The following is a 25,258-nucleotide window of genomic DNA, read 5'->3' on the forward strand; positions in this document are numbered from 1 at the left end:
TTGTGATCATATTGTGATGTTAACCACCGATGACTGCGACTAGAATTGAGGTAGGCACACACAGCGACGTGAAGATCAGGTGACCACCCGTGAAGCTTCCTTCCGATTCCGACAGAACCGAATCCGAACCTGCACGTGACTTCGTTGGAAATCCTCGTCGCCTCCGCATCGATGCGGATTCTCCTTTCGCCGATGCCGCTCAGATATTTGCCGCAAGCGACCAGGCGCAGCTGTCGGCACTGGATGTCTCTGCCGAACTGTTCTTCAACGAAACCGTAGAGAATCTGCGCCTCTACAACCCTCGGCCCGGCCAGCCATATGCACACGCGACGATCGCCGAGACCGTCCGCAGGTTCCAACATGACCGTCGTTCGTCCAAAGTTTCGAAGGCCAAGAATCGGAAGAAGCAACTTCCGTCCTTTCCTCGCTTCAGGCTGGACCAGACCTTCTACGGCTGGGTGCACGACCTTTCCCAAGCTGAAGACATCGCGGAGTTCACTACAGTTTTGGGCACGACGACCGCACGAGCATTTGCGCAGATAACTTCAGCGATGATTCTCCTGCACGGACTGCCCAAATTCTTTGCGCGCTGCCTCGCCGGTGACTTCACCATCGAGCACGTCCACGCCACTGCTCATGCCTGCCGGGACGTGAAGTTCGAGAATCTTCCTCTCATCGATGACTACCTTGCGCAGCGTCGCCCCGACATCACCATTGAAACCTTCAAGAAATCCTTGGGCATGAAGATCGCCGTCCTCGAGCCCCTCGAAGAGCGTATGGAAGAGGCGAGCAAGCGTCGCCGAGTCTCCATCACGACCACTGCCGATGGGACCGCGTTCCTCACCTTGGCTGGACCGGCTCCCGAACTCCAGGCGTGCTATCTGCGGATAGCAGCTTTCGCACGAGCGATACGCTCCGGGAATATCGCAGCATTCAGCGACCAATTTGAGCCGGGCACCGCGATTGACGATGACCGGGGAATTGATGCGCTGATGTTCGACATCCTCACTCGAACCGTTCCCCAGCTCAGCATTCAAGTCACCTCGACCGATACGACGACGGGGGAGACGTCGACACGCGACATTCCCCTTGATCTGTCTGCTGAGCAGCCTCCGACTCCGGCGTCCGTCGTCAATGCCGTGAATAAGAGTGTCACCGGGGCTTCTGCTGACAACGCCAGCGGTTGCGAATCAGACAGCAGAGGTGGCGCAGACGCTGGTGAAGCTGCGAGAGGAGCGGAAGTCGTTCTCACGATGCCTACTCACGAGCAGTGGCTGGACTCGCAGGCAAAGATGATCACGACGGTCCCTTTCCTCACCCTCGCAGGCTCTGCCGAACTCCCCGGAACGTTCTCTGATGGTTCTCCGATTCCAGCGGATACCGCGCGACGCGTCGCCCAACACGCGAAGTCCTGGACTCGGATTCTCACAGACCCGGCCAGCGGTACACCGGTCGACGCCAAGGCTACGACCTACCAAATACCCGCAAATGTTCGCCAGACTCTGATTGCGAAATGGCAGTCATGCACGATTCCCGGTTGCACGCGCAGAGCGGAGACCACTGAGATCGACCACATCGTCCCCTTCGACCACGATCATCCGGCCGCCGGTGGACTTACTCGATTCGGTAATCTCCACCCGCTGTGCAAGCTGCACCATCAGGCGAAGACAGATCGTAAGTACTCGGTACGGATGAATAGATCGGGTTTCGTGCAGTACGTCTTCCGACACGGCATGAGCGCCGAAGTTGCGGCCGGAGACCATCCGATCAATGCCGCTCACGCGAAGATATTCGCTGAGTTGCAGCAGCCCGTCACCACGTCTGATCCACCGAAACCGGAAAGCCGGCCCGCAGGCGAGCCGTGGCACGGGGAGAAGCGAACGTCTCAGGAATGTCCAGGGCCGGCGGCTGCCAATGGGCAAGCCGGATGGGTGAAGAACAGCCCGATGCTCAGCGATCACGCGAGCGAAGACGAGTGGATTTGGGATTCCGGTGGCCCGCCGCCCTTCTGAGCCTCAGGTTCCAGCAGAAAGCCGCCAGTGCTGGGTGCGTATGCACCACCACCGGCGGCTATGACTGAGCTGCGGGACGACGAGTCTATGGAGCTGGGTCGTCCGTTCAGTTGGACAGGTGTCAGTCTTCGGTCTCTCTGATCACTCGGCGCACGTCATCTTGAGTCTGCGCCTCGCCCTTGTTGATCGCCTCCACAACCTTCTCGTGCTGATGGTCGGTGACGACAGGAATCTCCTCACCGTTGCAGTCGACGATCTTTCCGTCCTTTACGGTGTCGCCCTCCGCGAGAAGAGCCTCGCGGTTGATGAGTCGTTCGAGTTCGTCCTTGCGGATTGCTCGGCCGGTGCCTGCGACGAACACCGAACGATCTGTGCGGTCCTTGTTCTTCACACCGATGTGGTTGAACACCAGGTTGAGCAGCACAGCCATCAGAGTGGCCGAGGAGATGCCGGACTGGAGGATGATGCCGACCCAGGATGGGAACGAGCTGTAGAACTCGGGCTCGACGACCGGGATGATGCCGAACGCCAGGGCGACGGCGACGAGGATCATGTTGAGGTTGCCCTCGTATTCGACCTTGGACAAGGTGCGGATGCCCGAGGCTGCCACGGTGCCGAAGAGGACGATGCCAGCGCCGCCGAGTACCGGAGAAGGAACCGCGGCGACGACTCCGCCCATGACCGGGAGCAGGCCGAGGACGACGAGGATGGCACCGCCGGCAGTGACGACGAAGCGGGACTTCACCCCGGTGATCGCCACAAGTCCGACGTTCTGAGCAAAGGCTGACTGGGTGAAGGAGTTGAAGATCGGTGACACTGCCGAGGACAGCATGTCTGCGCGCAGGCCCGAGGCGATGCGCTTGGAGTCGACCTTGGTCTTCACGACCTCGCCGACAGCGATGATGTCAGCGGTGGTCTCTGCAAAGGTCACGATGATGACGATGAACATCGAGACGATGGCGGCCGCTGAGAATGTCGGCATACCGAAGGCGAAGGGCTCCGGGAATGCGAAGATTCCTCGATCGAGGACCTGGGAGAAGTCGGCCCAGCCGAAGATCGCGCAGACGACCGTCCCGACGACGATGGCCAAGAGGATCGAGAGTCGAGAAACCATCGCCACGGGAATTCGGCTGAGCACGAGGACGATCGCGAGTGTGCCGACGGCGATGAGGATGTTGCGGCCACTGCCGTAATCGGGGGCCTCGGCGTTTCCGCCCATTGCCCAACCGGCGGCCACCGGCATGAGGGACAAGCCGATCGTCGTGATGACGGTGCCTGTGACGACAGGTGGGAAGAACTTCACAATGAGCGCGAAACCTGGTGCGACGATGAGGCCGATCACCGAGGCGACAAGGACTGCACCGAAGACCTCCGGCAGTCCGTCACCTCCAGCGAGGATCGACGTCATTGTGGCGACTCCGGCGAAGGACACTCCCTGGACGAGAGGCAGCTGTGAGCCGAAGAAGGGAACGCCGAATGACTGCAGAATGGTGGCCAAGCCGCCGACGAACAGGCAGGAGGCGATGAGTACGCTGATCCCGCCGCCATCGAGGCCGGCTGCTTTGCCGATAATGAGGGGGACGGCGATGATGCCGCCGTACATGGTCAGTACGTGCTGTAGACCGTAGGCGAATGAGGTGCCGACCGGAAGTCTCTCATCCTCCGGACGAGTCGATTCCGTTCGCGTGTTCTTAGGAGCCTGCTGAGATGCCGACATCTATCTCTCCGTTGAGTTCCTCCCTGAGTGACAGCCTCGGGCCCGTTGCCGCGATGGGCGATTCGGGTGGTCGACTGAACGTGAGGGATCGGTTTCACTACTTCCGAGATGTGAAAGTATATTTCCTTATCGCAAAATGCTAGGTGAATGGTCAGTGGATGGCAACTTCATTTGGTGACCTGCCACACATGCTAGAGTTCAGTCTTGCCGGTGGCGCCACGGGGGACAAATAAGTGCCCCCTGAGGTGCATTACCCGAAGGTAAGCGGTATAGCGCGGTATTGCTGCGAGTGCGGAAAGCACTCGCATCCTGCGACCCGCACCATCACACCGGACGGCGGAGCAGCAGACGCCGAGAAACCTGAGCTGGCGGCGATTCGCCCCCAGTCGTGTCGCCGCACAACGGTCGAACTGATGATTTGACCGATTCAGCACCGAAAGGCGGCACCATGAACACGGGAATCGAAACTCCAGCAGCCAACACCCCAACTCCAGCAGCTCGCACCCGGGCAGCCAATACCTCGGCAGGCTCCACAATGTGGCTGCGCAATCCTATGGCCGTCCACCTCGGCCGTGGTATCGATCCGGCTCAGGCCTTGGGCGGAATCGTCGTGGACACGACGTCCGGAACGATTGTCGAGCTTGTTCCCGCAGGTGGTGAGCCCAGTGGGGGAGCACAGTCCGTCGCCGAGGTGGTCGATGCGAGTGCGCACGTGATCACTCCGGGACTCATCAACACCCATCATCACTTCTACCAGACCTTGACTCGGGCCTGGGCTCCCGTGGCGGATTTGCCGCTCTTCGGTTGGCTGACCAATCTCTACCCGGTGTGGGCCCGTCTGACACCGAAGGCCCTCGAGCTGGCCACCACGGTGGCCATGGCGGAACTGCTTGAATCGGGATGCACGACAGCCGCCGACCACCACTACCTGTTCCCGACCGGCATGGATGAGGCGATCGACATTCAGGTCGACGTGACCAGAATGCTCGGCATGCGCGCCATGCTCACCCGCGGATCGATGTCCCTGGGAGAGAAGGATGGCGGACTGCCGCCGCAGCAGACCGTGCAGGATGCGGACGTGATCCTCGCCGATTCCCGCCGCCTCGTCGAGGCCTATCACGAACGCGGCGCCGGGGCGCAGATCCAGATCGGCTTCGCCCCATGCTCGCCCTTCTCCGTGACCACCGAACTCATGCGCGATAGCGCGATCCTTGCCGAGGAGCTCGACGTCCGGCTTCATACTCACTTGGCGGAGACCCTCGACGAGGAGGAGTTCTGCCGGGAACGATTCGGACTGCGCACCGTCGACTACCTCGAGTCGGTGGGTTGGCTCACCGATCGATCCTGGCTGGCCCACGGTGTGCACTTCGACAGTGATGAGATCACCCGCCTCGGCGAGGCCGGTGCCTCCGTGGCACATTGCCCGACCTCGAACATGCGACTGGCCTCGGGAATCGCTCGGGCCGTTGAACTCGAGGATGCGGGCGTCAACGTGGGCCTCGGGGTCGATGGTTCGGCGTCGAACGATGCCTCGAATCTTATTCGTGAGGTCCGCCAGGCCCTGTACATTCAGCGTCTGCGCTACGGCTCGGAAGACGTCACCTGCGCTCGCGTCCTCGACTGGGCCACCCGTGGATCCGCTGCGGCGCTGGGCCGTGATGACATCGGTCGCATCGAGGTCGGCAAGCAAGCGGATCTGGCGATGTTCCGCCTCGACGGACTGGCCTTCTCCGGCTCACACGACCCGATTCCTGCGCTCGTTCTCTGTGGGGCGGAGAAGGCGGATCGGGTCATGGTCGCCGGCCACTGGCGCGTCCTCGACGGCAATGCCATCGGCAGCAACGGTGTACAGCTGGACAAGGAAGCACTCATCGCAGCCCACCAGGAAGAGGCCCGGAAGCTCGTGGCTGGCTGAGCTGCAGTCCCCGAGCTGAGTCCAGCCCTACCTGAGTCCAACCCAGCCGTACCTAAGCCCAGGCTCAGTTCTCGGGTTTCCGGAATACTTCGCGCATGTGATCGCTGGTGAGGAAGTCGCCGACGCCGATCATGATGAGGCTGAAGACGATCTGCTCGGTGATCATCCACACGGGATAGAGGCCGGGGATGGCGGCCATGACCAGGGTGATCACCGGGAAGATCTGGGCAAACAGGCGCAGCCGCTGGTAGCCCCAGTAGAAGCCCTTTGTTGAGCGCCAGAAGAAGTAGAACAGTGTCGCGGTCATGCCGAGGACGACGACGGTGCGCATCCAGACCGCGAACGGCACAGGTTCGCCGGCGCGAGCGATGATGATGGCGAAGACGACGGCACCGAACCCGAGGACCAACTCGAAGATGAGCAGCCCCGTGATCCACGCGAACGCGCGCTTCGTCTTCGGGTGAGTAAGACCTTCGGCCGGAACGATGAGCCCGGCCTTGCTGCCACCCGCGATACGGTCGATCTTTGCGAACACATTTTCGAAGGCCATGACTTCAGGCTAGCCTCCGAACACGCTGGTTCTCCGCGAATCAAGGGATTTTGACCGTGTGAGGACGAACATCAATCAAAAGTTGGGAATAGAGTTCAATCCTCTGGGTCAGGATACTGGGGCCGAATCTTGATGAAGTATAAGCATGAAGAAAATATTCAACGCGGCATTCGCATACATGATCATCGGTGTCCTCGCCGGCCTGTTCTACCGTGAGTTCACCAAAGCCAACGACTTCCCTGAAGGAGACTTCACCCAACTGAGCGTGGTTCACACGCACCTGCTGACGCTCGGCTTCATCGTCCTGCTCATCGTCCTCGTCCTCGACAAGGTCTTCGGGCTCTCGGGCACGAAGATGTTCTCCTGGTTCTTCTGGACCTACAACGCAGGCATCATCCTCACTGTCGGCATGATGGTTTGGCATGGATCGCTGACTGTCCTCGGCCAGGAATCCAACGCCATGATCGCGGGCATCGCCGGACTCGGCCACATCGCGCTCTCCGTGGGCATGGTCCTTCTGTTCCTGTCACTGCGGAAGGCGATCGTCACCGGTTCCAATAAGGTCACCGGAACCGATCCGGTCGCACCGTCGATCACCAACTGATCACGACCACCAAATGATCGTCACCTACTGATCACGACCAGCAGCAGGCCAAGCCCGATCAACTGATCACCGCCGCCGAGGTGGCTCAGGGGCCCGCACCGAACGACGTCATCGTTCGGGGCGGGCCCCTGTTCGACACTCTGCGATTCGTCGAAGGCGCGCGACTCATCGACGCTCTACGATTCATCGACAGCCTGCGGCTCGTCGAGGGCGCGCGATTCAGCTCGTGATCGGCTGCTGAAGTTCGACCACCCAGCCGGAGCGGTCTGAGTCGCTGTTGCTGGAGTCGGCACTGTCGTCGCCGACTTCCAAGTAGACCTCTCGGCACGGACCGATGAGAGAGTATCCCTGAGTAACGCACCACTCCGAGAGGTGCTGCCAGCTCGCGCCGATCCGACTCATCGACCCTTCGTGAATGAGTGTGCCCGCAGTGCACGACGGCAGCTCGGTGATGCGGAGGTCATCAGCGTGGAATTCAACGGCGTGTAGCGAGGCGCTGTTCTGACCGTCGGACGCGGTCGCACGGTAGCCGCACGCGACTTCGGTTCCTGCCTCGGCGACTTTCCTGAGCGGGATGCCCAGAGAATTCAGCGCCATGATTCGGTTCAATCGGGTCAGCTGAGCCACCGAATAACTGCGATGGCCGCTGAAGTGGTCGACCTCGTACGGCGGCAGCAGGCCAAGTGTCTCGTAGTGCCGGAGCATCCGGACGGAGACCTGGCCGAGCCGGGCGAATTCACCGATCTTCATGAGTTGCCCTCTGCATCACTCAGATTCTGGAGCTGTTCGTGTCGTCATTGCCATTGACTCACCTGCCACAGTGTCAGATTCGACCCTCTGTCAGACACAACCCCGTGTCAGGTTCAAGGCTATGTCGACGTTCGTGTTCGACATCAGTGACAATGGTCGGCATGAGCGATATGAGGATCCTGGTCATCGAACATGAGGCCGGCGCGGGACCGAAGAGATTCGGCGAATGGCTGACCGAGGCCGGCGCCGAGGTGGTTGTCCTTCGCCCCTACCTCGGCGATGAGATTCCTACCGCTCTGGACGGCTATGCCGCTCTTCTCGTCCTTGGTGGGTCTGCCGGGCCACTCGAGGACACGGTCAATCCATGGCTGCCCGAGGTCAGGGACCTGTTGCAGCGATCGGCGGCCGGGGAGTTCCCGAGCTTCAACATCTGCCTCGGCGGTGAGCTCTTGGCCGCTGCCACCTCGGCGAAGATCATCCGCCGGGAGCACCCGCAGATCGGGATCTACGACCTGCACACCACCTCGGCGGGAGAAGCAGATCCCGTGTTCTCCGCCATCGCGGGGGAGACGATTCCGGCGGTCCTCTTTCACCAGGAGGAGATGGAGCTGCCCGGCGGTGCCGAACTCCTGCTGACGGGATCCGACGCACCGATCCAGGGCTACCGCGTCGGCGAATTCGCGTGGGGCACCCAGTTCCATCCCGAATCTGATGCCGCGCAGGTTCAGCTGTGGCTGAGTTCGGATCCCCTCCAACTGCCTGCGGGCAAAACCAATGAGTCCATCACGGCCGAAGTCGCCGAGGCGGACTCCGATCTGATCAGGATCAACCGGGCACTCGCGCACAGCTTCGTCGACTTCCTGCGCGGACGCGAGTGAATTCTGGAAGAGCCCCGGTGACCTCAGGGTTTGTTGAAAGCTGAATGTCAGCTGACAGCCGGTGGCGTTCTTGCTAGGTTGATCTCAGGCGCCGGTCCCGGACCGATCCTCCGGACGAATCGCAACCAAGCGCCCGTGAAGATGAAACCTATAATTGAAAATTTTGGCCAGATCCACGACATTGCCGTTGTGGATTCCACTCCGATCAGTGCAGACCGGATGACCACCGTTTCCCAATCCGTTGACGTATCAGCAGGCGGAGACGTCATAGCAAACACGGGCATCACAGCAGACACAGGCATTACAGCAGGTACAGACGTCACAGCGGCAGGCGTCGACCAGGCGATCGAGTCGTTCTTCGGTCCGATCGCTCAGACCTTCAGCGAGATCGTCTTCTTCGAACTCAACATCGGCGGACTGGGCATCCCGCTCATCGTCGTCTGGCTCATGGCAGCAGCCGTCTTCCTCACCATCTATCTGAGATTCCAGCCGGTCACAGGACTGAAGTACTCAGTCGGAATCATCCGCGGACGCTTCACCCGCAAGACCGACCCCGGGCAGGTCTCGAGCTTCCAAGCGCTCGCCACCGAACTCTCCGGCACGGTGGGCCTGGGTAATATCGCCGGTGTCGCGGTCGCCATCACGATCGGCGGGCCCGGTGCTGCCCTGTGGATCATCATGTTCGGCTTCTTTGCCATGACGGTGAAGATGGCCGAGGCTACTTTGGGCGTGAAGTATCGCAAGGTCCATGCTGATGGGACAGTCTCCGGCGGGCCCATGTATTACCTGCGTGACGGGCTGGCTGAAATCGGGCGCCCGAAGTTGGGTAAGTTCCTCGCAGTCTTCTACGCAGTCACCACAGTCATCGGCGTGATCGGTGCAGGCAATCTGTTCCAGGCCAATCAGGCGGCCTCGATCCTCGTCAAGGCCTCCGGTGGTGAGGGCAGCTTCCTCGATGGGAAATCCTGGCTCATCGGTGTTGTGTTCGCAGCGCTGACCGCGTTGGTTATCCTCGGCGGAATCAAGAAGATCGGGCAATGGACGTCGAAGCTGACTCCGCTGATGGCGATCCTCTACTTCTTCAGCGTCATCGTCATCCTCGCCGTGAACGTCGGAGAGATTCCGCACGCCTTTGCCCTCATGTTCACCGGCGCCTTCAGCCCCGACGGGGTGACCGGCGGAATCATCGGCGTTGCGATCGTCGGGATTCAGCGTGCCCTGTTCTCCAATGCCGCAGGCGTCGGCTCGGCCGGTATGGCCCATGCCGCGTCGAAGACGACGAAGCCAGCGACCGAGGGGTTCGTAGCGATGTGGGAACCTCTCATCGACTCCGTCATCATCTGCACCCTGACCTCACTGGCAATCATTACCACAGGCCTTTACGGATCGACGACCGAAGACGGAATCGGTTTGACGTCGGAGGCCTTCGCGACCGTCGCCGGTTGGTTCCCGCTTCTGCTGACGGTCTGCGTCGTCCTCTTCGCATTCTCGACGATCCTCGCCTACGGCTACTACGGTCAGCAGGCCCTGGGATACCTGACCGGCAACTCGAAGAAGGCAGACAAGGCCTATCAGATCTTCTGGATCCTGGCCGTCATCATCGGCGCGTCCATGTCGCTGGATTCGGTCATCGCGTTCTCCGATGCGATCTTCTTCCTCATGGCATTCCCCAACCTTCTGGGACTCTACTTCCTGTCGAGGATCTTGCGGCTGGAGATCCTGCGCCTGCGCAAGCGCATCGATGTCGGAGTGATGCGGGAGATCACGCCCGCCGAACTGCAGGTGGGCATGGGTGACCATGAGCCGACCGCCGAGCAGATCAAAGCCGCCGAGGCGGGCCGTCGTCGCAAGCGGGACAAGTTGCGTGAGGTGCGGGATTCCCTCCGAGCAAAAAAATTGGAGCGTACGAAGAGGAGCGGCTGACCCGTCGCTGAACCGATGGCCGCAATAGGTGTGAGCGCGTCGCAGATCCCGGTGACCCGGGAAACTTCCCTGGTGAGAACATTTGCAGTAGTTTTCGGTCCGCGAACTGGCGGGAAAAGGTTGTGGGGATTTATCCTGGGAGACAAGACCTCTTGGTGTGCATCGGCTGAAAAGAGAGTCGTCTCGAAGTGTTGACTCGAAGTCCAGGACCGATATACTCGTCGGTAACACCTGCTAGTAACTTACGTCACAATAGCGGCTCCGACATAGCAGTCGGTGTCGACAGGAGGATCAATGAAGTTCCCGAAGTTCAACAGTCTTCGCAAGATCGGCTCGTCCCACACAGGACGGATCGCCCTTGTCGGAATACCTGCCGGCATCGTCTCCGCAGCCCTGCTGGGAGGAGTCGCACAGGGTGCCGTACCGGTTTCATTCGCCATCTCGGGCACCCAGTTCAAGATTTCGTCCTCGCAGCTTGAGGGAACTGGGTTCTCCCAGTACAGCGGCACCGCAAAGGACGCCGAGGGCGTTGAGCACTCGGTCGTGACCGCCAACATGAAGGACGCCACGCTCAAAGACCTCTGCCAGTCGGCCGTCACGAAGACACCGATGGGCAAGGTGGGCGTCCTCATCAGTGCAGGCGGCGGCAAGGAGCCAGCATCTGCGAAGAACCTGCAGATCGGCATGACAGGACTCAGGGGCGACGCTGAGTTCAAGAACATTCGGATCGGCGTCGACGCATCAGACGTCAACACCAAGGAAAAGGGCTCCAAGGGTGACTTCGCTCAGGACTCCGACACGGTGTCGATCAAGGACCTGAAGCAGGACTCGTGGAGCACCACGGCATCGGTCTTCACCCTCAAGGACATGAAGTTGAAGCTCACCGACGGAACCGAGACGTGCTTCTGATGAAAGAAGCGGGTACAAGCGCCCAGCAGCTCAGTGAACAGGAGGCAGGTGTGCAGAAGACCAATGAACAGCGGACCAGCCTGCTCGCCTTGTCCCGGCGAAGTCGTCGCGTCGCTGAGCAGGAAACAGGTACTGAACAGGACACGATCGAGATGGAACGCTCCGAACAGGAGAACGACGGTTCGGCTCGGGAGGGGTCCCAGGAGGACGCCGGTTTTCGGCATTGGTGTCGGCAGCGGCCGTTCATCAGTGGACTGCTGGTCGTGGTCGGCGGAGTTGAGCTCTTCTTCTCCGGCCAGCTTGATCTGGGGAATCTGCAGATTCAGTTCGGAATCGAGGGTCTGCAGGCCACAGTCATTCCGATCGTGCTCGTTGTGCTGGGCGCCCTTGCGATCTTCAAGCCGACGCATCACGTGTTCTACGGAATCATTGCGCTCGTTCTTGCGGTCTACTCGCTGATCGGGGTGAACCTCGGTGGGTTCATCGTCGGCATGCTGCTGGCGAGCATCGGTTCGGTTCTCGTGGTCGCCTGGATGGGTCCACGTGAGCCAAAGGCCAAGAAAGCCAAGAAGCTGAAGAAGTCCCGTAAAGCGGAACTGGACGCCGAGGCGCCAGCGGCTGAGCGGAGGGGAAGCCAGGATTCCGTCGGCGAAGAGGGAGATTTATGAAAATGCCCAATCGCCGCACGGCGTCACTCGTTGCGGTACTCGCTCTGAGTGTCGCTTCGACGCTCAGTGCGACGGCGGCGGCCACGGCCGACCCCGCCGCCCCGCTGTGCAACTCACAGACCGGGTGTGAAAGTCCTGACGCATCCGGACCCGGAGAGAGTTCGAAGCCGAAGGTTCCGAGCTCGCCTGGTGCCCCGACGCCATCACCGACGGACCCATCAACTCCGGGACCCAGCGAGTCGCCTGCTCCGACAGATGAGCCGACGGATCCAGCGACACCTGATCCCACCGAATCTGGAATTCCGACCAAGGAACCGACCGAAGAGCCGAGCGAAGAGCCGAGTGAGCCTGTCAAGGCGCAGAAAGATGACGACGCACCGATCTTCACGAAGACTCCGGCGGCAATGGGTTCTGAGTCGCTGTCGTTCAAGGGACTCAGCGGAATCGCCATCGTGAAAGTTCCTACGGCTGATGGAGGGTCCACCCGTGCGCTGAAGATCTCGGCGGATGAGATCAAGATCGAAGGGTTCTCGCTCACGGTCAGCCCTCCCGAGCAGGCTGGAGAGGGCGGACTGGTGACCAAGGCCGACACGATGACGCTCAAGGGAGACGTTGAGGTGTACATCGGGTCGATCACCGCGACGACGAAGGATGGTTCCTCGTTGACGATCGGCACCGACACGCCGCCGCCACTGGATGACGTGGAGCCCGGGTTGCTTCGAGTCACGATGGGGCTGGTCGGCTCCACTGCGGATTCTATTGAGTACACGAACACCGACCAGGCGATCGTCGAACCCTGACCCGCCTCGGGCTGCGTTCGTACGCTGCCCATCGTTCAGGCCCCGTCTCCCACCACGTCACAGTGCTGGGAGACGGGGCCTGACTTGGCTCCTGGCTGCGAGGACCTGCCGAACAGAACAGGGTGATCTTCGTCGGTCTCGACCGATCACCGAACCGGTGCATCGGGGCCCAGCGGGATGCCCAGGCCCCACCAGAGGAAGAAGAGCAGGCTCCACATGATCGTCATGCACACCGCAAGCGGCAGGGTGTGGGAGGCGAGTGTGCCGATGCCGGCGGACTTCTGATAACGCTGCATGAAGCCAAGTGCAAGGATGAAGTAGGGGCTCATCGGGGTGATCGCAGTCGAGCCCGAATCGGCGATGCGGAAGATCGCCTGCGAGGTCTCGGGCGGAACCTCGAGGAGCATGAGCATCGGCACGATGACCGGGGCCATGATCGCCCACATCGCAGATCCGGAGGTAATGAGGACATTGACGACCGAGAGGACGAGCAGGACGAGGACGAAGACCACCCAGGTGGGCAGGCCGAGTCCCATAAACAGCTCCGAGGTCGACACCGAGACGAGCATGCCGATGTTCGTCCACTCGAAGTATTCGAGAAACTGGGCGATCGCGAAGAAGAGAACGAGGACTGGTGCCATAGACACGATGCCCTGGCTCATGAGCTTGGGGACATCGGCGAACTTCTCGACCGTGCCGTCGCGGAAGCCGTAGACGATTCCGCCGACGCCGAAGAGCATGGCGATGATGAAGGCGATGCCGGTGAGGAACGGGGACTCGCCGATCGGGCCGTCCCCGCGCAGCGGCGCATTGTCCGGCACGATGAGGACGACGATGAAGATGACCATCGCGAGCACGGCGACCATCGCGAGCTTGAGAGCCGAACGTTCCTTGTCGCTGATGATGAGGTCCTCGTGCTCGGCGTCTTCATCGGCGTCGAGGTTCTGCCGCTTCGTGAGCACAAGTTCGGTGACGATGGTGATCACGATGGCCAGAAGGATGGAGCTGGCGATGTTGAAATACCAGTTGCCGATCGGAGTCACGATGTAGTCGGGATCGATGATGTTCGCCGCCGCCGAGGTGATTCCCGCGAAGATCGCGTCATTCGGCGTCGGGATGGGGCTGGCGTCGTAGCCCGATGCGATCGAGGTGTAGGCGACGATGACGCCGAGGACGGGGGACCGCCCGACCGCCTTGAACACCATGCCGCCGAGCGGGACGAGGATGACATATGCCGCAGCCGAGGCGACGTGTGAGACCGTTCCCATGAAGGCGACGGTGAAGACGACGAGAGACGCCGGGACTCGGGCGATCGAGACCTTCATGGCCGTCGACAGCAGCCCGGTGCGCTCGGCCAGTGCCACACCCATGATGACGACCATGATCGTGATCAGCGGAGGGAACGACTGGTAGGCATCGAGCGAGGTGCTCACGGCCATCGCGATCCCGTCGCCGCTGAGCAGGTTGTTCACCGGGGTCCATTCCCCGCTGCCGGGATCGTTCACCCCGACTCCCATGACAGAGAGGACGAGGCTGAGGACGGCGAGGATCCCTGCGAGGATCCAGAACAGCCAGAACGGATGCGGCAGTCTGTTGCCGACGTTCTCGATGACATTGAGGAACCGGATGACTGCCGGGAGTCGTTCCTGAGTGGGTTTGTCGGAGGTGGTCGTTTCCATGTCTTACTCCTGAAATCCAGGTGAGTGAAGGAGTGACAAGGCACGACTCGGCGATGCCCGTGAACTCCATCGGTCAAAGTGGTGGGAAGGAAGGCTGGCGGTAGGTGATGGTCTGGTGCGTGGTGGCCCTGCAGTGGCTGGCTCGCGCTCGGCTGCGAGCGGGGGAGGGGGAGTCCTGCAGGTCGGCTCAGGCGGTGGTTGCTGTCATAGGCGCAGCATCTCCCGGGCGTAGGCGGTGAGCTTGCCGGTGATCTCGCCTAGGATGTCCCGCCCGGCCTCGGCAGTTGCGGTACGGGGATCCCCGAGGACCCCGTTCTCGGCGTACTGGTCGAAGGTGACCGCGCTCGATGGCGACTTGGTCCGGCTCAGTCGTGCCCGGGGGCCGAGCTCATCGAGCGTCGTGGCCCCGGGCGTCAGTCGCGGAGAGTCGACGAGGCGGTCATCGATGGCGAGGATCTGCGCGGTCTCTGACTCCCCGCAATGGCCGCTGACCTCGGTGCGCGGCAGAGCGGAGGTCGTCTCCGTCGCTAGGGCACTGACGGGCGAGTAGGCGAAGACCAGGTCCGGATGGGAGTCGAGAAGCGCCTGCTGGGCCACACCGAGTGCTGCCAGGTTGCCGCCGTGGCCGGTGATGACGAGGATCTTGGCGAATCCCGAATCGGCGAGTCTGCCGGCGACCGTGGTGACGATGTCGATGAAGGTCCGAGGGTCGAGGCTGATCGTGCCAGGGAGGAACTTATGGTGCGGAGACACTCCGTAGTCGATGCTCGGGAGGACGAAGGCTCTTCCTGCCAGCTCTTCGGCCACCGTGAGAGCCACATGGTCGGCGCGGATACTGTCCGTGCTCAGCGGCAGGGCATCGCCGTGCTGTTCGCAGGCTCCCACCGGGAGGATGAGAAGGCTGCCGCTGTCCTTGGCAAGCTCGACCTCGAGCGAGGTCAGCTCCCCGTAGGAGCGGATCGCCGGTCGGATCTCGCCTGGCGTTGGTCGTGTCATCCCTCGGCTCCGTTCTGTGGGGCGGCCAGCGGTGAGGTGCCCTCGGAGCCTTCGTCGTTCGTCCAGTCTGCGAGGACGACGGTCTTGATCGCCTCGAGATGCTTGCGGGTCCGATGTGCGGCTTCGAATCCATCCCCGCGTTTGATCGCGTCGAGGATGTCCGCGTGCTCATCGTGATCGCGCAGTCGGTCATAGGTGGTCCGGGCCGCCTGCTGAGTCCGCGAGTGGATCGCGAGCAGGGAGACGAGCATCTCGTGCAGGGCACGGTTTCCCGAGGCTCTGGCGAGTTCGACGTGGAAGTGTCCGGCCGGCACCGCTGTCTCGACCTGCAGTGCATTGTCGAGTGCAGACTCCATCGAGGCGACAGCCTCGACGTCTTGGACCTGAGCCGCCAGATCGGCGATGCCCGGCTCGATGGCGATGCGGGCATCGAGGAGCTCGATCGCCGCAGCAAGGTCGACGGGCACATAGTGCGGGTTGTCGAGGATGCGGCGGTTGATCGCTTCCCGCACATAGGTTCCCGAGCCGTGCATGAGCTCGACCGAGCCCGTGGCTTCGAGCCGGCGCAGCGCCTCGCGGACGGTGGGGACGGTGACCTCGAAGCGTTCGGCGAGGACCTTCGCCGAGGGCAGCGACTGGCCGGGCTGAAGATTCTCGGTTCGAATCGTGTGAACGATTTCTCGAGTGAGACGTTCGACGAGTCCGATAGTTGATGTCATGCCACTCTCCTTCAAGTGTTTAAGTCATCTAATCACTTTGATATGTGTGTGTCAACGGTCACGTGCCGATCCGCTGCCGGCGGGCGCGACTGCGCCGGCTCGACGCGCCTGCGCCGCTTCAGTGCGCCTGCGCTGGCTCGGCGCGCCCGCGTCGGCCGGGGCCCTCAGCGGCTCGTCGGTCCGGGGTGTTTCTTGAAGAACTCCCACAGGGTGTCGGTCGCCGAGAAGTTCTTCGTCACGTACCCGCCGCCGCTGTAGACCACTTCACCAGGCCAGACGTGCCCGCCGTCGGTGACGGAATAGAGCTCGACATCGCCCGTGCGCGAGCCTTTCGCGTCCTGCTTCGACGTGCCGGACGAACACTTCTTCCAGCTCGTGCGCAGGACGTGCTCGCCCTTCTTGCCGATGTCGCGCTCTGTCTTCACCGTGCAGTTCGAGGCCTCGACCCAGGGTTCGATCCATTCGCGCACGCCCGGATAGGTCTCGCCCTGACGCTCGCCTCCGTCGTAGTCCATCGTCGCGTCGCCGGTGCCGTGGATGGCGAGCATCGGCGTCGGCTCCGTGTAGTCGCAGCCCTGCGTCGGCTCCGTGTAGTCGCAGCCCTGCGTCGACTGCGGATAATAGGCTCCGGCGACGATGCCGAAGGCCGAGAATCGCTCGCGCAGATTGCAGGCCAGCACCGAGACGAAGCCGCCGCCGTTGGACTTGCCGGTGGCATAGACACGGCTGAGATCGATGCAGTGCTCGTCCTCGATCGAATCGAGCAGATCGGAGACGAATCGGACGTCGTCGGCACCGCTGGCATAGGGGGCGCCCTGCCACGATCTCTTGCCGTCCTTGAGCGCCCCATCGGGGAAGATGGTGATCGCAGGCAGTGTGGGCAGGCCCGTGTAGTTCTGGAACTCGGCGCCATCGGAGCCGTTTCCGTGGAACCCGATCACCAGCGGCAGGGGCGTCGATGCCTCGTAGTCCCGAGGAATGTTGATTCGATAGGTCCGCTCCTGACCCGCCGAGGTGATCGTCCGTTCGTCATTGCCCGGAGTCTGCTCGGTGCCGCAGCCCGCGGAGGGAATGGGCTTGACCGTCGCAGAGGTGTCGGCTGCCTCACTCGGGTTCGAGGCCTGGGCTGGTCCCAAGGCCGGGCCCAAAGCAAGAAGGCTTGAGGTGAGTACCGCGGCGGAGCTTGCCGCGAGGATGGTGGTCAGGGTGCGTTTCGTTCTCGATTGCATCATGAGTCCTTTGATCGTCGGTGATCGTGGACAGGACTCTAGCACAGGTCATTAGATGACTATATGACTCACGCGATTCCAGGCTGCCCGGATGTCGAGTGTCGTTACGTGGCGAACGGGATCGCTCAGGGAGCGGTCTGCCCGGTGAGGACGGACCAGTTCTCCCTGGTCAGCTCCACGGCTCGGCTCTGGTCGCCGCGGCGGATCGCGGCGATGATCTCGGTGTGCTGCTCGGGGGAGGCGGAGCCCTTCACGGAGTCGAAATGCAGATACTCCGCGCGGCGCAGGGTGGCCGTGACGACCTCGAGGTGATCGGGGATGAGCGGATTCTCGCTGCGCGCGAGGGCCACCTCGTGGAAGTCGTCATCGGCGGTGATAGCCGCGTCGATGTCGCCCTTGGCGAGAGCCGTGCGCAGCCGTTCATTCGCCTCGGCCATCTCTGCGAGGTCCGCCTCGGTGAGGGCGGCGAAAGCGAGTGTCATCGCCAGGGCATGAAGCTCGGCCGCGATCTGGCGCGCGTTGATGATGGCTTCGGGATTCTCCGGTGCGACCCGGGTCATCCTTCCCGGCTGGGCGACGACGAGTCCGGCTTGGGCCAGGCGCTGAAGGGCCTCGCGCACGGGTGTGCGGGAGACCTGCAGCCAGGCGCCGAGCTCTTGGTCACGCAGCTGCTCACCGGGCGCGAGCTGTCCGCGCACGATGGCATCGCGGATCGAGCGGTAGACGTCATCGCGCAGCAGGGTGCGATGCGGCGCGGGCGAATTCTCTGGAATAGGCACGCGCCCATTGTAGTCGAAGCCGAAATGCAATATATTGCATATTGCAGGGTGCGAACCAGATCACACTCTGCGGCAGGTCACCCCACCACACGAAGAGGACGTCATGGCCATCACTGATTTCGAACGCTATCCGCTCACATTCGGGCCGAGCCCGGTCCACACGCTCGACCGACTCGGCGACCACCTCGGCGGGGCCAGGGTCTGGGCCAAGCGTGAAGACGTCAACTCGGGGCTCGCCTTCGGCGGCAATAAGACCCGCAAGCTCGAATACATCGTTCCCGACATTCTCGCCTCCGGGGCCGACACCCTCGTGTCGATCGGCGGCTACCAGTCCAACCACACCCGGCAGGTCGCGGCGGTCGCCGCCCACCTCGGGCTGGGGGCCCGACTCGTGCAGGAACGCTGGGTCGATTGGGACGATCCGGTCAATGACAAGGTCGGCAACATCGAGCTCTCCCGGATCATGGGCGCCGACGTCCATCTGGATTCGGCCGGTTTCGACATCGGCATCCGCTCGAGCTGGGAGCACGCGATCGCCGAGGTCGAGGCCGCAGGCGGCAAGCCCTACCCGATCCCGGCGGGTGCCTCCGAGCACAAGTTCGGCGCCCTCGGGTTCGTCAACTGGGCCTACGAGGTCGCCGAACAGGAGAAGGAACTGGGCGTCTTCTTCGACACCATCATCGTCTGCACCGTCACCGGGTCGACCCACGCGGGAATGATCGCCGGATTCGCGGCCCTCGAAGCCGCCGGGGGACGCCCACGCCAGGTGATCGGCATCGACGCCTCCGCGACCTTGGAGAAGACCCACGACCAGGTGAAGCGAATCGCGAACAACGCGGCACAGCTCATCGGTCTCGGCCGTGAGATCACCGATGCTGATGTCGACATCCGCTCGGGTTGGGAAGGTCCCGCCTACGGCATCCCCGATGAGTCCACCGTCAACGCCATTCGAACCACCGCGCAGCTTGAAGGCGTCATCCTCGACCCTGTCTACGAGGGCAAGTCGATGGCGGGTCTGATCGATCTCGTCGGAGAGGGTACGGTCGGCAAGGATTCGACGGTGCTCTACGCCCACCTCGGCGGTCAGCTGGCGCTCAACGCCTACAGCTCGATCTTCTGACCGCGCTTCGATCTTCTGACCGCGCCGTCAACCACCCCGCCCGCCAACGAAGGATCAATGACGATGAACACGCCGGCCGCCCAGCACTCAAGTGACCTCGACCCGGACCGCGCCCCGGACCCGGATCACGCCCAGGACCGGGACCATATCCAAGTCCCGGACGAAGAACTCCACCAGTTCGAAACGTCCCTGCAGGTCAGTCCGCCCGGGACGAATGACCGTCCGCTGCGGGCATCGGTCTCGGGGGAGGACACGGTGCTCGACGAGATCGCGCAGCGGGTGCTGTGGCTGGCGACATCGATCATCGACCGGGCCAATCGGGGGCGGGCCAACAGCGACGGCGTCAAGGTCGGCGGGCATCAGTCGTCCTCGGCGTCGATGACCGGCATCATGACCGCGCTGTGGTTCACCCAGCTGCGCTCGATCGATCGGGTCTCGGTCAAGCCGCACGCCTCGCCGGTCCTCCACGCGATCAACTACCTCCTCGGCGATCTCGAGGAGAGGCACCTTGACTCGCTGCGATCGCGCGGGGGTCTGCAGCCCTATCCTTCGCGGACGAAGGACCCCGACATGGTCGATTTCTCGACCGGGTCCGTGGGCATCGGCGCGACCGCACCGATCTGGGCGGCGCTGTCCCACCGCTATGTCTCCGATCGGTTCCCGGAGACCCCGAGCGCGGGTCGCTTCTACTCGCTGCTCGGGGATGCGGAGATGGACGAGGGCGCGGTGTGGGAGGCGATCATCGATCCCGAGGTGCGCACGCTGGGCGAAATCGTGTGGATCGTCGACCTCAACCGGCAGTCCCTCGACCGTGTCATCCCCGACGTGCAGATCAAACGGCTGCAGGGCATGTTCGCCGCAGCCGGCTGGCAGGTCCTCACCTGCCCCTGGGGGCGCAGACTCGAGGCCGTGTTCGCCGGGCCCGGCGGTCAGGCGCTCAAGGACCGCCTGGTGTCGATGCCCAACCCCGAATACCAGCGGCTCCTGCGCGCCCATCCGACGGAGGTCCATGATCGGCTGCTCGCCGGCCTCGCCGAGGCGGCCGATCAGTCCCTGAGGGCCGTGATTGACCGTTTCGACGCCGATTCCCTCGCCTCCCTCATCCGTGACCTGGGAGGACACGATCTGGGTCAGCTCGTCGAGACCTTCGAGGCCATCGATGACACACGGCCCACCGTAGTCTTCGCCTACACGATCAAGGGCAAGGGGCTGGCCACGGAGGGCCACCCCGGCAACCATGCCGCGCAGCTGACCGAGGCGCAGATGCGCGACCTCGCGACCGCCTCGGGGATGGATCTCGACAATCCCTGGGTTACCTTCGACCCCGACACCTCGGCCGGACGGCTGTGCGCGAAGACCGCTGCTTCACTGGAGCGGGATGGCCACGAAACCCATGCCGTTGCCGAGGTGCCTGCAGAGTTGGGCTTCACCCCGCGGCCCGTGATCTCGACCCAGGCCGCACTCGGTCGTTTCCTCTCCGACCTCAAACACGTCGCTCCCGAGGTCGCCCGCCGGGTCGTGACCGTCTCACCCGATGTGGCCACGTCGACCAACCTCGGCGGGTGGATCAACAAGACGGGGATCTGGTCACCGGCCGGGCGCGAGGACTGGTTCTCCGACGATCGGGAACGGATCCTCAAATGGCAAGAAGGCTCGCGCGGACAGCACATCGAAATGGGCATCGCCGAGGTCAACCTCGTGTCCCTGGCCGGGGAGCTGGGCTCGACAGGATCCCGCTGGGGACAGCCGCTGCTGCCGATCGCGACGATCTACGATCCATTCATCAACCGCGCGCTCGAGCCGTGGACGTTCAGCCTCTACGCGGGCGGGCGCTCGATCATGGTCGGCACGCCCTCTGGGGTGAGCCTGGCGCCGGAGGGTGGGGCGCACCAGTCGTTCAACACTCCCTCGGTCACCCTGGAGATCCCGGGGCTGACGAGTTGGGAGCCGGCGTTCGCCCAGGACCTGGAGTGGACCCTGCTGGAGGCCCTGCGGGAAATGGCCGACCCGGATGGGGACTCCGCCTACTTCCGGCTCACCACACGACCTGTGAGTCAGGACTTGGCCGCCGTGCCCGGGGACCCCCTGCTGCGGCAGCGCAGACGCGAACAGGTCATCGCCGGTGGTTACCGCCTCAGCGCGCATCCGGCCAGCCAAGATCAGGTGACGTTGGTGGGTGCTGGGGCGATCATGACCGAGGTGATCGAGGCCGCAGCCAGGCTCGAATCGCTGGGGGTGCGGGCAGGTATCGTGTGCTTGACTTCGCCATCGAAGCTCTTCCGTGCTGTCCAGGAGCGCTCACGCGTGAACTCGACGCCGCGCTCGGCGATCGCGGAGGAGCTCTTCCCGGCCGCGCATCCGGCCCCGCTCGTGACCGTCCTCGATGGACACCCGCACACGCTGGCCTTCCTCGCCGGTGTGCGCGGGGATCGCACCCGCAACCTCGGTGTCACCGAATTCGGTCAGGCCTCCTCGGTGAGCGAGGCCTACGAGATCCACGGGATCGACACGGCCTCGATCGCCTCACATGCCTTGGATCTGCTTGGCGTGTGAGGTGCTTCTGCGGTGTTCGGGGACAAGGTGGGGGCGCCGATGTCCGACGCCTCTGTCATTGCCCACCGATCATCGCTAGACTCACAGGCGACTGCTTCTGTTGTGTTCGCTGTTGAACACAAACTCAAATGGTGAAAGGACAACCGACGTCATGGATGCCGTTGCAGAATTTTTCGACACGATCAGCGGATTCGTCTGGGGTCCGTTCCTCCTCATCCCCCTGCTGCTGGGGACAGGCCTGTACCTGACGATCCGTCTGGGTGGACTGCAGTTCACCAAGCTGCTGCCGGCTCTGACCCTGGGGATACTCAAACGCAAAGATGCCGGCTCCGAAGGCGACATCACCCAATTCCAGGCGCTGACAACGGCTCTGGCCGCCACCGTGGGCACCGGCAACATCGTCGGCGTGGCCACAGCGATCGGCGTCGGCGGCCCTGGCGCGCTGTTCTGGATGTGGATGACGGGGCTCCTGGGCATGGTCACCAAATACGCAGAGGGGTTCCTGGCGGTGCGCTTCCGCGGTACAGATGATGCGGGGGAGAAGTCGGGCGGCCCCCAGTACTATCTCGAACGCGGTATCAAGGGGCCGTTGGGCAAGGTCCTGGGACTGATGTTCGCTGTCTTCGCCGTTTTCGCCTGCTTCGGCATCGGCAACATGACCCAGGGCAACTCGATCGCGGCCAATGTCGAATCCAGCTGGTCGATCCCCGCCTGGATCACCGGTGCCGTCCTCACCGTCCTCACCCTGGTGGTGCTCGTCGGCGGCATCAAGTCCATCGGCCGGGTCACTGCCGGACTTGTGCCGGTGATGATCGTCTTCTACGTCCTTGGGGCCCTGTTCATCCTCCTCGCCAACATCGACAAGGTGCCCGGCGCCTTCGCTGCGATCTTCACCGAAGCCTTCACCGGCACCTCGGCGGTCGGCGGATTCGCGGGGTCGGCGATCATCATCGTGGTGCAGATGGGCGTGGCCCGTGGTCTGTTCTCCAATGAGTCGGGCCTCGGCTCGGCGCCGATCGCCGCTGCTGCCGCGCAGACCACGCACCCTGTCCGCCAGGGGCTGGTCTCGATGACCCAGACATTCATCGACACCATCATCGTCGTCAGCTTCACCGGACTGACGATCATCGCCACCGGCACCTGGAATCAGGTCGACCCCGAGACCGGGGAACAGATCAGTGCCGCACTCATGACCGGAGAGGCCTTCTCCAATGGGCTGCCCGGGCAATGGGGCCATTGGATCGTGACCATGGGCATCGTTCTCTTCGCCTTTTCTACTCTGCTCGGTTGGTCGTACTACGGCGACCGCAATGTCGAAAGGCTCGTCGGCCGCCGCGGTGTCCTGCCGTTCCGGATCTTCTTCTCACTCGTCGTGTTCGTCGGCTGTACCACCGAACTCGAGCCGATCTGGAACTTCTCCGATGTGATGAACGGTCTGATGGCCCTGCCGAACCTGCTGGGCATACTCATCTTGTCGGGTCTCATCTCTCGCGAGACCAAGCACTATCTCAAGAACGACCCGAATCTCACCGCGGACAAGTCCACGATCGAGGCGTTCATGGTCGGTCAGCCGGGCTGGAGTCAGTGGAAGGCGGGCGACGTGGTCGGTTCCTCACGACGGTTTGACTGAGCGACCGTCCGGTCGGCAGTCTGTCTGATCGCTCGTGCGGCCGAACGCTGGTTTCGTCGAGCTAGTAGTTCGCGCGGAAATCGTCGCATAAACTGCGGAATTCGCAGCAATGTAGCAATTCGCCAGGGCTGTGTGCGGAACTGATGATTCCCCCAGGCTGCGGCACTTGTTGCGCACGTCACGTGTTGATAGCGTGAGAGGTGGGCCTACGCAATCCGTCGATTTCGACGGTGATCAGGTAGGCAAACGCCTTTTCCGGCGCCACCCGGGCGCCACACAAGTCAAAGGAGTCTGGAATGAGCAATGTAGGCAGTGCTGCAGGCGGTTACCGCGTCGAGAATCCGGCCACGGGCGAAGTCGTCGAACGCTTCGAGAACGCCACCGACTCACAGATCGAGGAGGTCCTTGAGGGCGCTCACCAGGGCTTCCTGAGCTGGCGGGAGAAGACCACCGAAGAACGCGGAAAGATCGTCAATAAGGTTGCCTCGCTCTTCGGGGAGCACAAGGAAGAACTCGCGAAGATCATCGCAGAAGAGATGGGAAAGCCCGTCGCGGAAGGCATCGAGGAGGCCGAATTCTGCGAGGAGATCTTCAACTACTACGCGGACAACGGACCGGATTTCGCCGCCGACGAACCCATCAAGTCGATGTCGGGCGGCAAGGCTTTCATCCAGCGCCGCCCCGTGGGCGCGCTGCTGGGCATCATGCCGTGGAACTTCCCGTATTATCAGGTCGCCCGCTTCGCAGCACCGAACCTCGTCCTCGGCAACACGATCATCCTCAAGCACGCTGAGATCTGCCCTCGTTCGTCGGCGAAGATCGCCGAGATCATGAAGGAGGCCGGCGTTCCTGAAGGTGTGTACAACAACATCTACGCCACCCACGATCAGATCGAGACCATCATTGCCGACGATCGGCTCGAAGGCGTCTCGCTGACCGGTTCCGAGCGCGCCGGTTCGGCCGTCGCGGCCACAGCGGGCAAGCACCTGAAGAAGGCCGTACTCGAACTCGGCGGCTCCGATCCCTACATCGTCCTCGACACGGACAATATGGACGAAGCCGTCGACACTGCTTGGGGCACTCGTCTCTACAACACCGGCCAGGTCTGCAACGCGAACAAGCGCATGATCGTCATGGACGACATCTACGACGACTTCGTCACCGGACTGACCAAGCGCGCCCAGGATTGGACGAAGGGGACTCCCGCCGAGGCGGGCGACGGCAAGTACTCGCCGCTGTCCTCCCGTGGAGCCGCAGAGAACCTGCGCAAGCAGCTCGACCGCGCTGTCGAGCAGGGTGCGACACTCGTCGGCGGCGAGCTGGCATCGGACGGCTCGGCTTACGTCTCGCCAGCCGTGCTGACCGGAGTCACCTCTGACATGGACGCCTACCGCGAAGAGCTCTTCGGGCCGGTGGCCACGGTGTACAAGGTGACCAGCGACGATGAGGCCCTCAAGCTGGCCAACGACACGCGCTTCGGCCTCGGCGGCGCGGTGTTCGCCAAGGACGAGGAGCGTGCCGCGAAGCTCGCCCAGCGCCTCGAGGTCGGCATGTCGAACGTCAACACCCCCGCCGGGGAAGGCGCCGAGATCCCCTTCGGCGGCACCAAGCGCTCGGGCTTCGGCCGCGAGCTCGGCCCCTACGGCATGGACGAGTTCGTCAACAAGCGCATGTACTACGTCGCTGGCTGACCGTCACCGATTCCAGACGCGGGCGCTGAACTGAGACGCGGGTGCGCACCCGTTTCTCAGCGCAGCGCCCGCGTTGTGCTGTCACGGTGGGATCAAGACTTCACCCTATGACGGGCACCGTGGGTGAGGTTCGTCG

General features: G+C 62.8%; 20 protein-coding genes. 12 read left to right on the forward strand and 8 right to left on the reverse strand.

All coding sequences use genetic code 11. The features are described from left to right. Positions 1–89 precede the first annotated feature (89 nt). Entirely contained in the window at positions 90–2,012 is a 1,923-nt protein-coding gene (locus tag BSP239C_RS02375) for an HNH endonuclease signature motif containing protein (protein WP_101570024.1), read from the forward strand. A gap of 121 nt (positions 2,013–2,133) precedes the next feature. Here the strand turns inward: BSP239C_RS02375 and BSP239C_RS02380 are convergent, their stop codons facing one another. Next, the gene (locus tag BSP239C_RS02380) at positions 2,134–3,729 is read right to left on the reverse strand and encodes a nucleobase:cation symporter-2 family protein (RefSeq protein WP_101570025.1); all 1,596 of its coding nucleotides are present in this window, start codon (positions 3,727–3,729) and stop codon (positions 2,134–2,136) included. A 535-nt stretch (positions 3,730–4,264) separates the two neighbouring features. Here BSP239C_RS02380 and BSP239C_RS02385 point away from each other — a divergent pair. Continuing rightward, on the forward strand, positions 4,265–5,644 hold the full coding sequence (locus BSP239C_RS02385; protein WP_101570201.1) for an 8-oxoguanine deaminase: 1,380 nt from the start codon (positions 4,265–4,267) through the stop codon (positions 5,642–5,644). 64 nt (positions 5,645–5,708) lie between these two features. Here the strand turns inward: BSP239C_RS02385 and BSP239C_RS02390 are convergent, their stop codons facing one another. Then, positions 5,709–6,194: a hypothetical protein gene (locus BSP239C_RS02390; protein WP_101570026.1), complete on the reverse strand. Its 486-nt coding sequence runs from the start codon at positions 6,192–6,194 to the stop codon at positions 5,709–5,711. Positions 6,195–6,339: 145 nt separating this feature from the next. On the opposite strand from BSP239C_RS02390, the gene BSP239C_RS02395 reads away from it, so the two are divergent. Then, positions 6,340–6,798 carry a DUF2871 domain-containing protein gene (locus BSP239C_RS02395; protein ID WP_101570027.1) on the forward strand — a complete coding sequence of 153 codons (459 nt, stop codon included), beginning with the start codon at positions 6,340–6,342 and terminating at the stop codon, positions 6,796–6,798. A 219-nt stretch (positions 6,799–7,017) separates the two neighbouring features. Here BSP239C_RS02395 and BSP239C_RS02400 read toward each other — a convergent pair whose 3' ends face one another. Next, complete coding sequence (locus BSP239C_RS02400; protein ID WP_101570028.1) at positions 7,018–7,548, reverse strand: MerR family transcriptional regulator; 531 nt, start codon at positions 7,546–7,548, stop codon at positions 7,018–7,020. A 161-nt stretch (positions 7,549–7,709) separates the two neighbouring features. Between BSP239C_RS02400 and BSP239C_RS02405 the strand changes: the two genes are divergently transcribed. The 5 genes from BSP239C_RS02405 to BSP239C_RS02425 all read left to right on the forward strand — a co-directional run bounded on the left by BSP239C_RS02405 (position 7,710) and on the right by BSP239C_RS02425 (position 12,726). Continuing rightward, the gene (locus tag BSP239C_RS02405) at positions 7,710–8,426 is read left to right on the forward strand and encodes a type 1 glutamine amidotransferase (protein WP_101570202.1); all 717 of its coding nucleotides are present in this window, start codon (positions 7,710–7,712) and stop codon (positions 8,424–8,426) included. 141 nt (positions 8,427–8,567) lie between these two features. Next, complete coding sequence (locus BSP239C_RS02410; RefSeq protein WP_101570203.1) at positions 8,568–10,349, forward strand: sodium:alanine symporter family protein; 1,782 nt, start codon at positions 8,568–8,570, stop codon at positions 10,347–10,349. 294 nt (positions 10,350–10,643) lie between these two features. Next, positions 10,644–11,258 (forward strand): DUF6230 family protein, encoded by a 615-nt coding sequence (locus BSP239C_RS02415; RefSeq protein WP_101570029.1) that lies wholly within the window; start codon positions 10,644–10,646, stop codon positions 11,256–11,258. Next, positions 11,258–11,926 carry a DUF6114 domain-containing protein gene (locus BSP239C_RS20655; RefSeq protein WP_226841668.1) on the forward strand — a complete coding sequence of 223 codons (669 nt, stop codon included), beginning with the start codon at positions 11,258–11,260 and terminating at the stop codon, positions 11,924–11,926. The genes BSP239C_RS02415 and BSP239C_RS20655 overlap by 1 nt, the downstream gene beginning before the upstream one ends. Beyond that, positions 11,923–12,726, forward strand: coding sequence for a hypothetical protein (locus BSP239C_RS02425; RefSeq protein ID WP_145997396.1), 804 nt, complete (start codon positions 11,923–11,925; stop codon positions 12,724–12,726). Before BSP239C_RS20655 ends, BSP239C_RS02425 begins: the two co-directional genes overlap by 4 nt. Positions 12,727–12,872: 146 nt before the next feature. Here the strand turns inward: BSP239C_RS02425 and BSP239C_RS02430 are convergent, their stop codons facing one another. From BSP239C_RS02430 to BSP239C_RS02450, 5 genes are all read right to left on the reverse strand, one after another. Next, positions 12,873–14,405 (reverse strand): AbgT family transporter, encoded by a 1,533-nt coding sequence (locus tag BSP239C_RS02430; protein WP_101570031.1) that lies wholly within the window; start codon positions 14,403–14,405, stop codon positions 12,873–12,875. A 204-nt stretch (positions 14,406–14,609) separates the two neighbouring features. Further along, positions 14,610–15,401, reverse strand: a complete 792-nt coding sequence (locus BSP239C_RS02435) for a creatininase family protein (protein WP_101570032.1) — start codon at positions 15,399–15,401, stop codon at positions 14,610–14,612. Continuing rightward, complete coding sequence (locus BSP239C_RS02440; RefSeq protein ID WP_101570033.1) at positions 15,398–16,120, reverse strand: FadR/GntR family transcriptional regulator; 723 nt, start codon at positions 16,118–16,120, stop codon at positions 15,398–15,400. The genes BSP239C_RS02435 and BSP239C_RS02440 overlap by 4 nt, the downstream gene beginning before the upstream one ends. A 164-nt stretch (positions 16,121–16,284) precedes the next feature. Next, positions 16,285–17,352 carry a PHB depolymerase family esterase gene (locus BSP239C_RS02445; protein WP_101570034.1) on the reverse strand — a complete coding sequence of 356 codons (1,068 nt, stop codon included), beginning with the start codon at positions 17,350–17,352 and terminating at the stop codon, positions 16,285–16,287. Positions 17,353–17,474: 122 nt separating this feature from the next. Beyond that, positions 17,475–18,128, reverse strand: a complete 654-nt coding sequence (locus tag BSP239C_RS02450) for a GntR family transcriptional regulator (protein ID WP_101570204.1) — start codon at positions 18,126–18,128, stop codon at positions 17,475–17,477. A 103-nt stretch (positions 18,129–18,231) separates the two neighbouring features. On the opposite strand from BSP239C_RS02450, the gene BSP239C_RS02455 reads away from it, so the two are divergent. From BSP239C_RS02455 to BSP239C_RS02470, 4 genes are all read left to right on the forward strand, one after another. Next, entirely contained in the window at positions 18,232–19,248 is a 1,017-nt protein-coding gene (locus BSP239C_RS02455; RefSeq protein WP_101570035.1) for a 1-aminocyclopropane-1-carboxylate deaminase, read from the forward strand. A gap of 63 nt (positions 19,249–19,311) precedes the next feature. Beyond that, positions 19,312–21,801, forward strand: coding sequence for a transketolase-like TK C-terminal-containing protein (locus BSP239C_RS02460; protein WP_101570205.1), 2,490 nt, complete (start codon positions 19,312–19,314; stop codon positions 21,799–21,801). A gap of 151 nt (positions 21,802–21,952) precedes the next feature. Beyond that, positions 21,953–23,431 (forward strand): sodium:alanine symporter family protein, encoded by a 1,479-nt coding sequence (locus tag BSP239C_RS02465; protein WP_101570036.1) that lies wholly within the window; start codon positions 21,953–21,955, stop codon positions 23,429–23,431. Between the two features lie 296 nt (positions 23,432–23,727). Further along, positions 23,728–25,122 carry an NAD-dependent succinate-semialdehyde dehydrogenase gene (locus BSP239C_RS02470; protein WP_101570037.1) on the forward strand — a complete coding sequence of 465 codons (1,395 nt, stop codon included), beginning with the start codon at positions 23,728–23,730 and terminating at the stop codon, positions 25,120–25,122. Positions 25,123–25,258: the final 136 nt, after the last annotated feature.

The organism is Brevibacterium sp. 239c (genome assembly GCF_900169365.1).
Classification (GTDB): Bacteria; Actinomycetota; Actinomycetes; order Actinomycetales; family Brevibacteriaceae; genus Brevibacterium.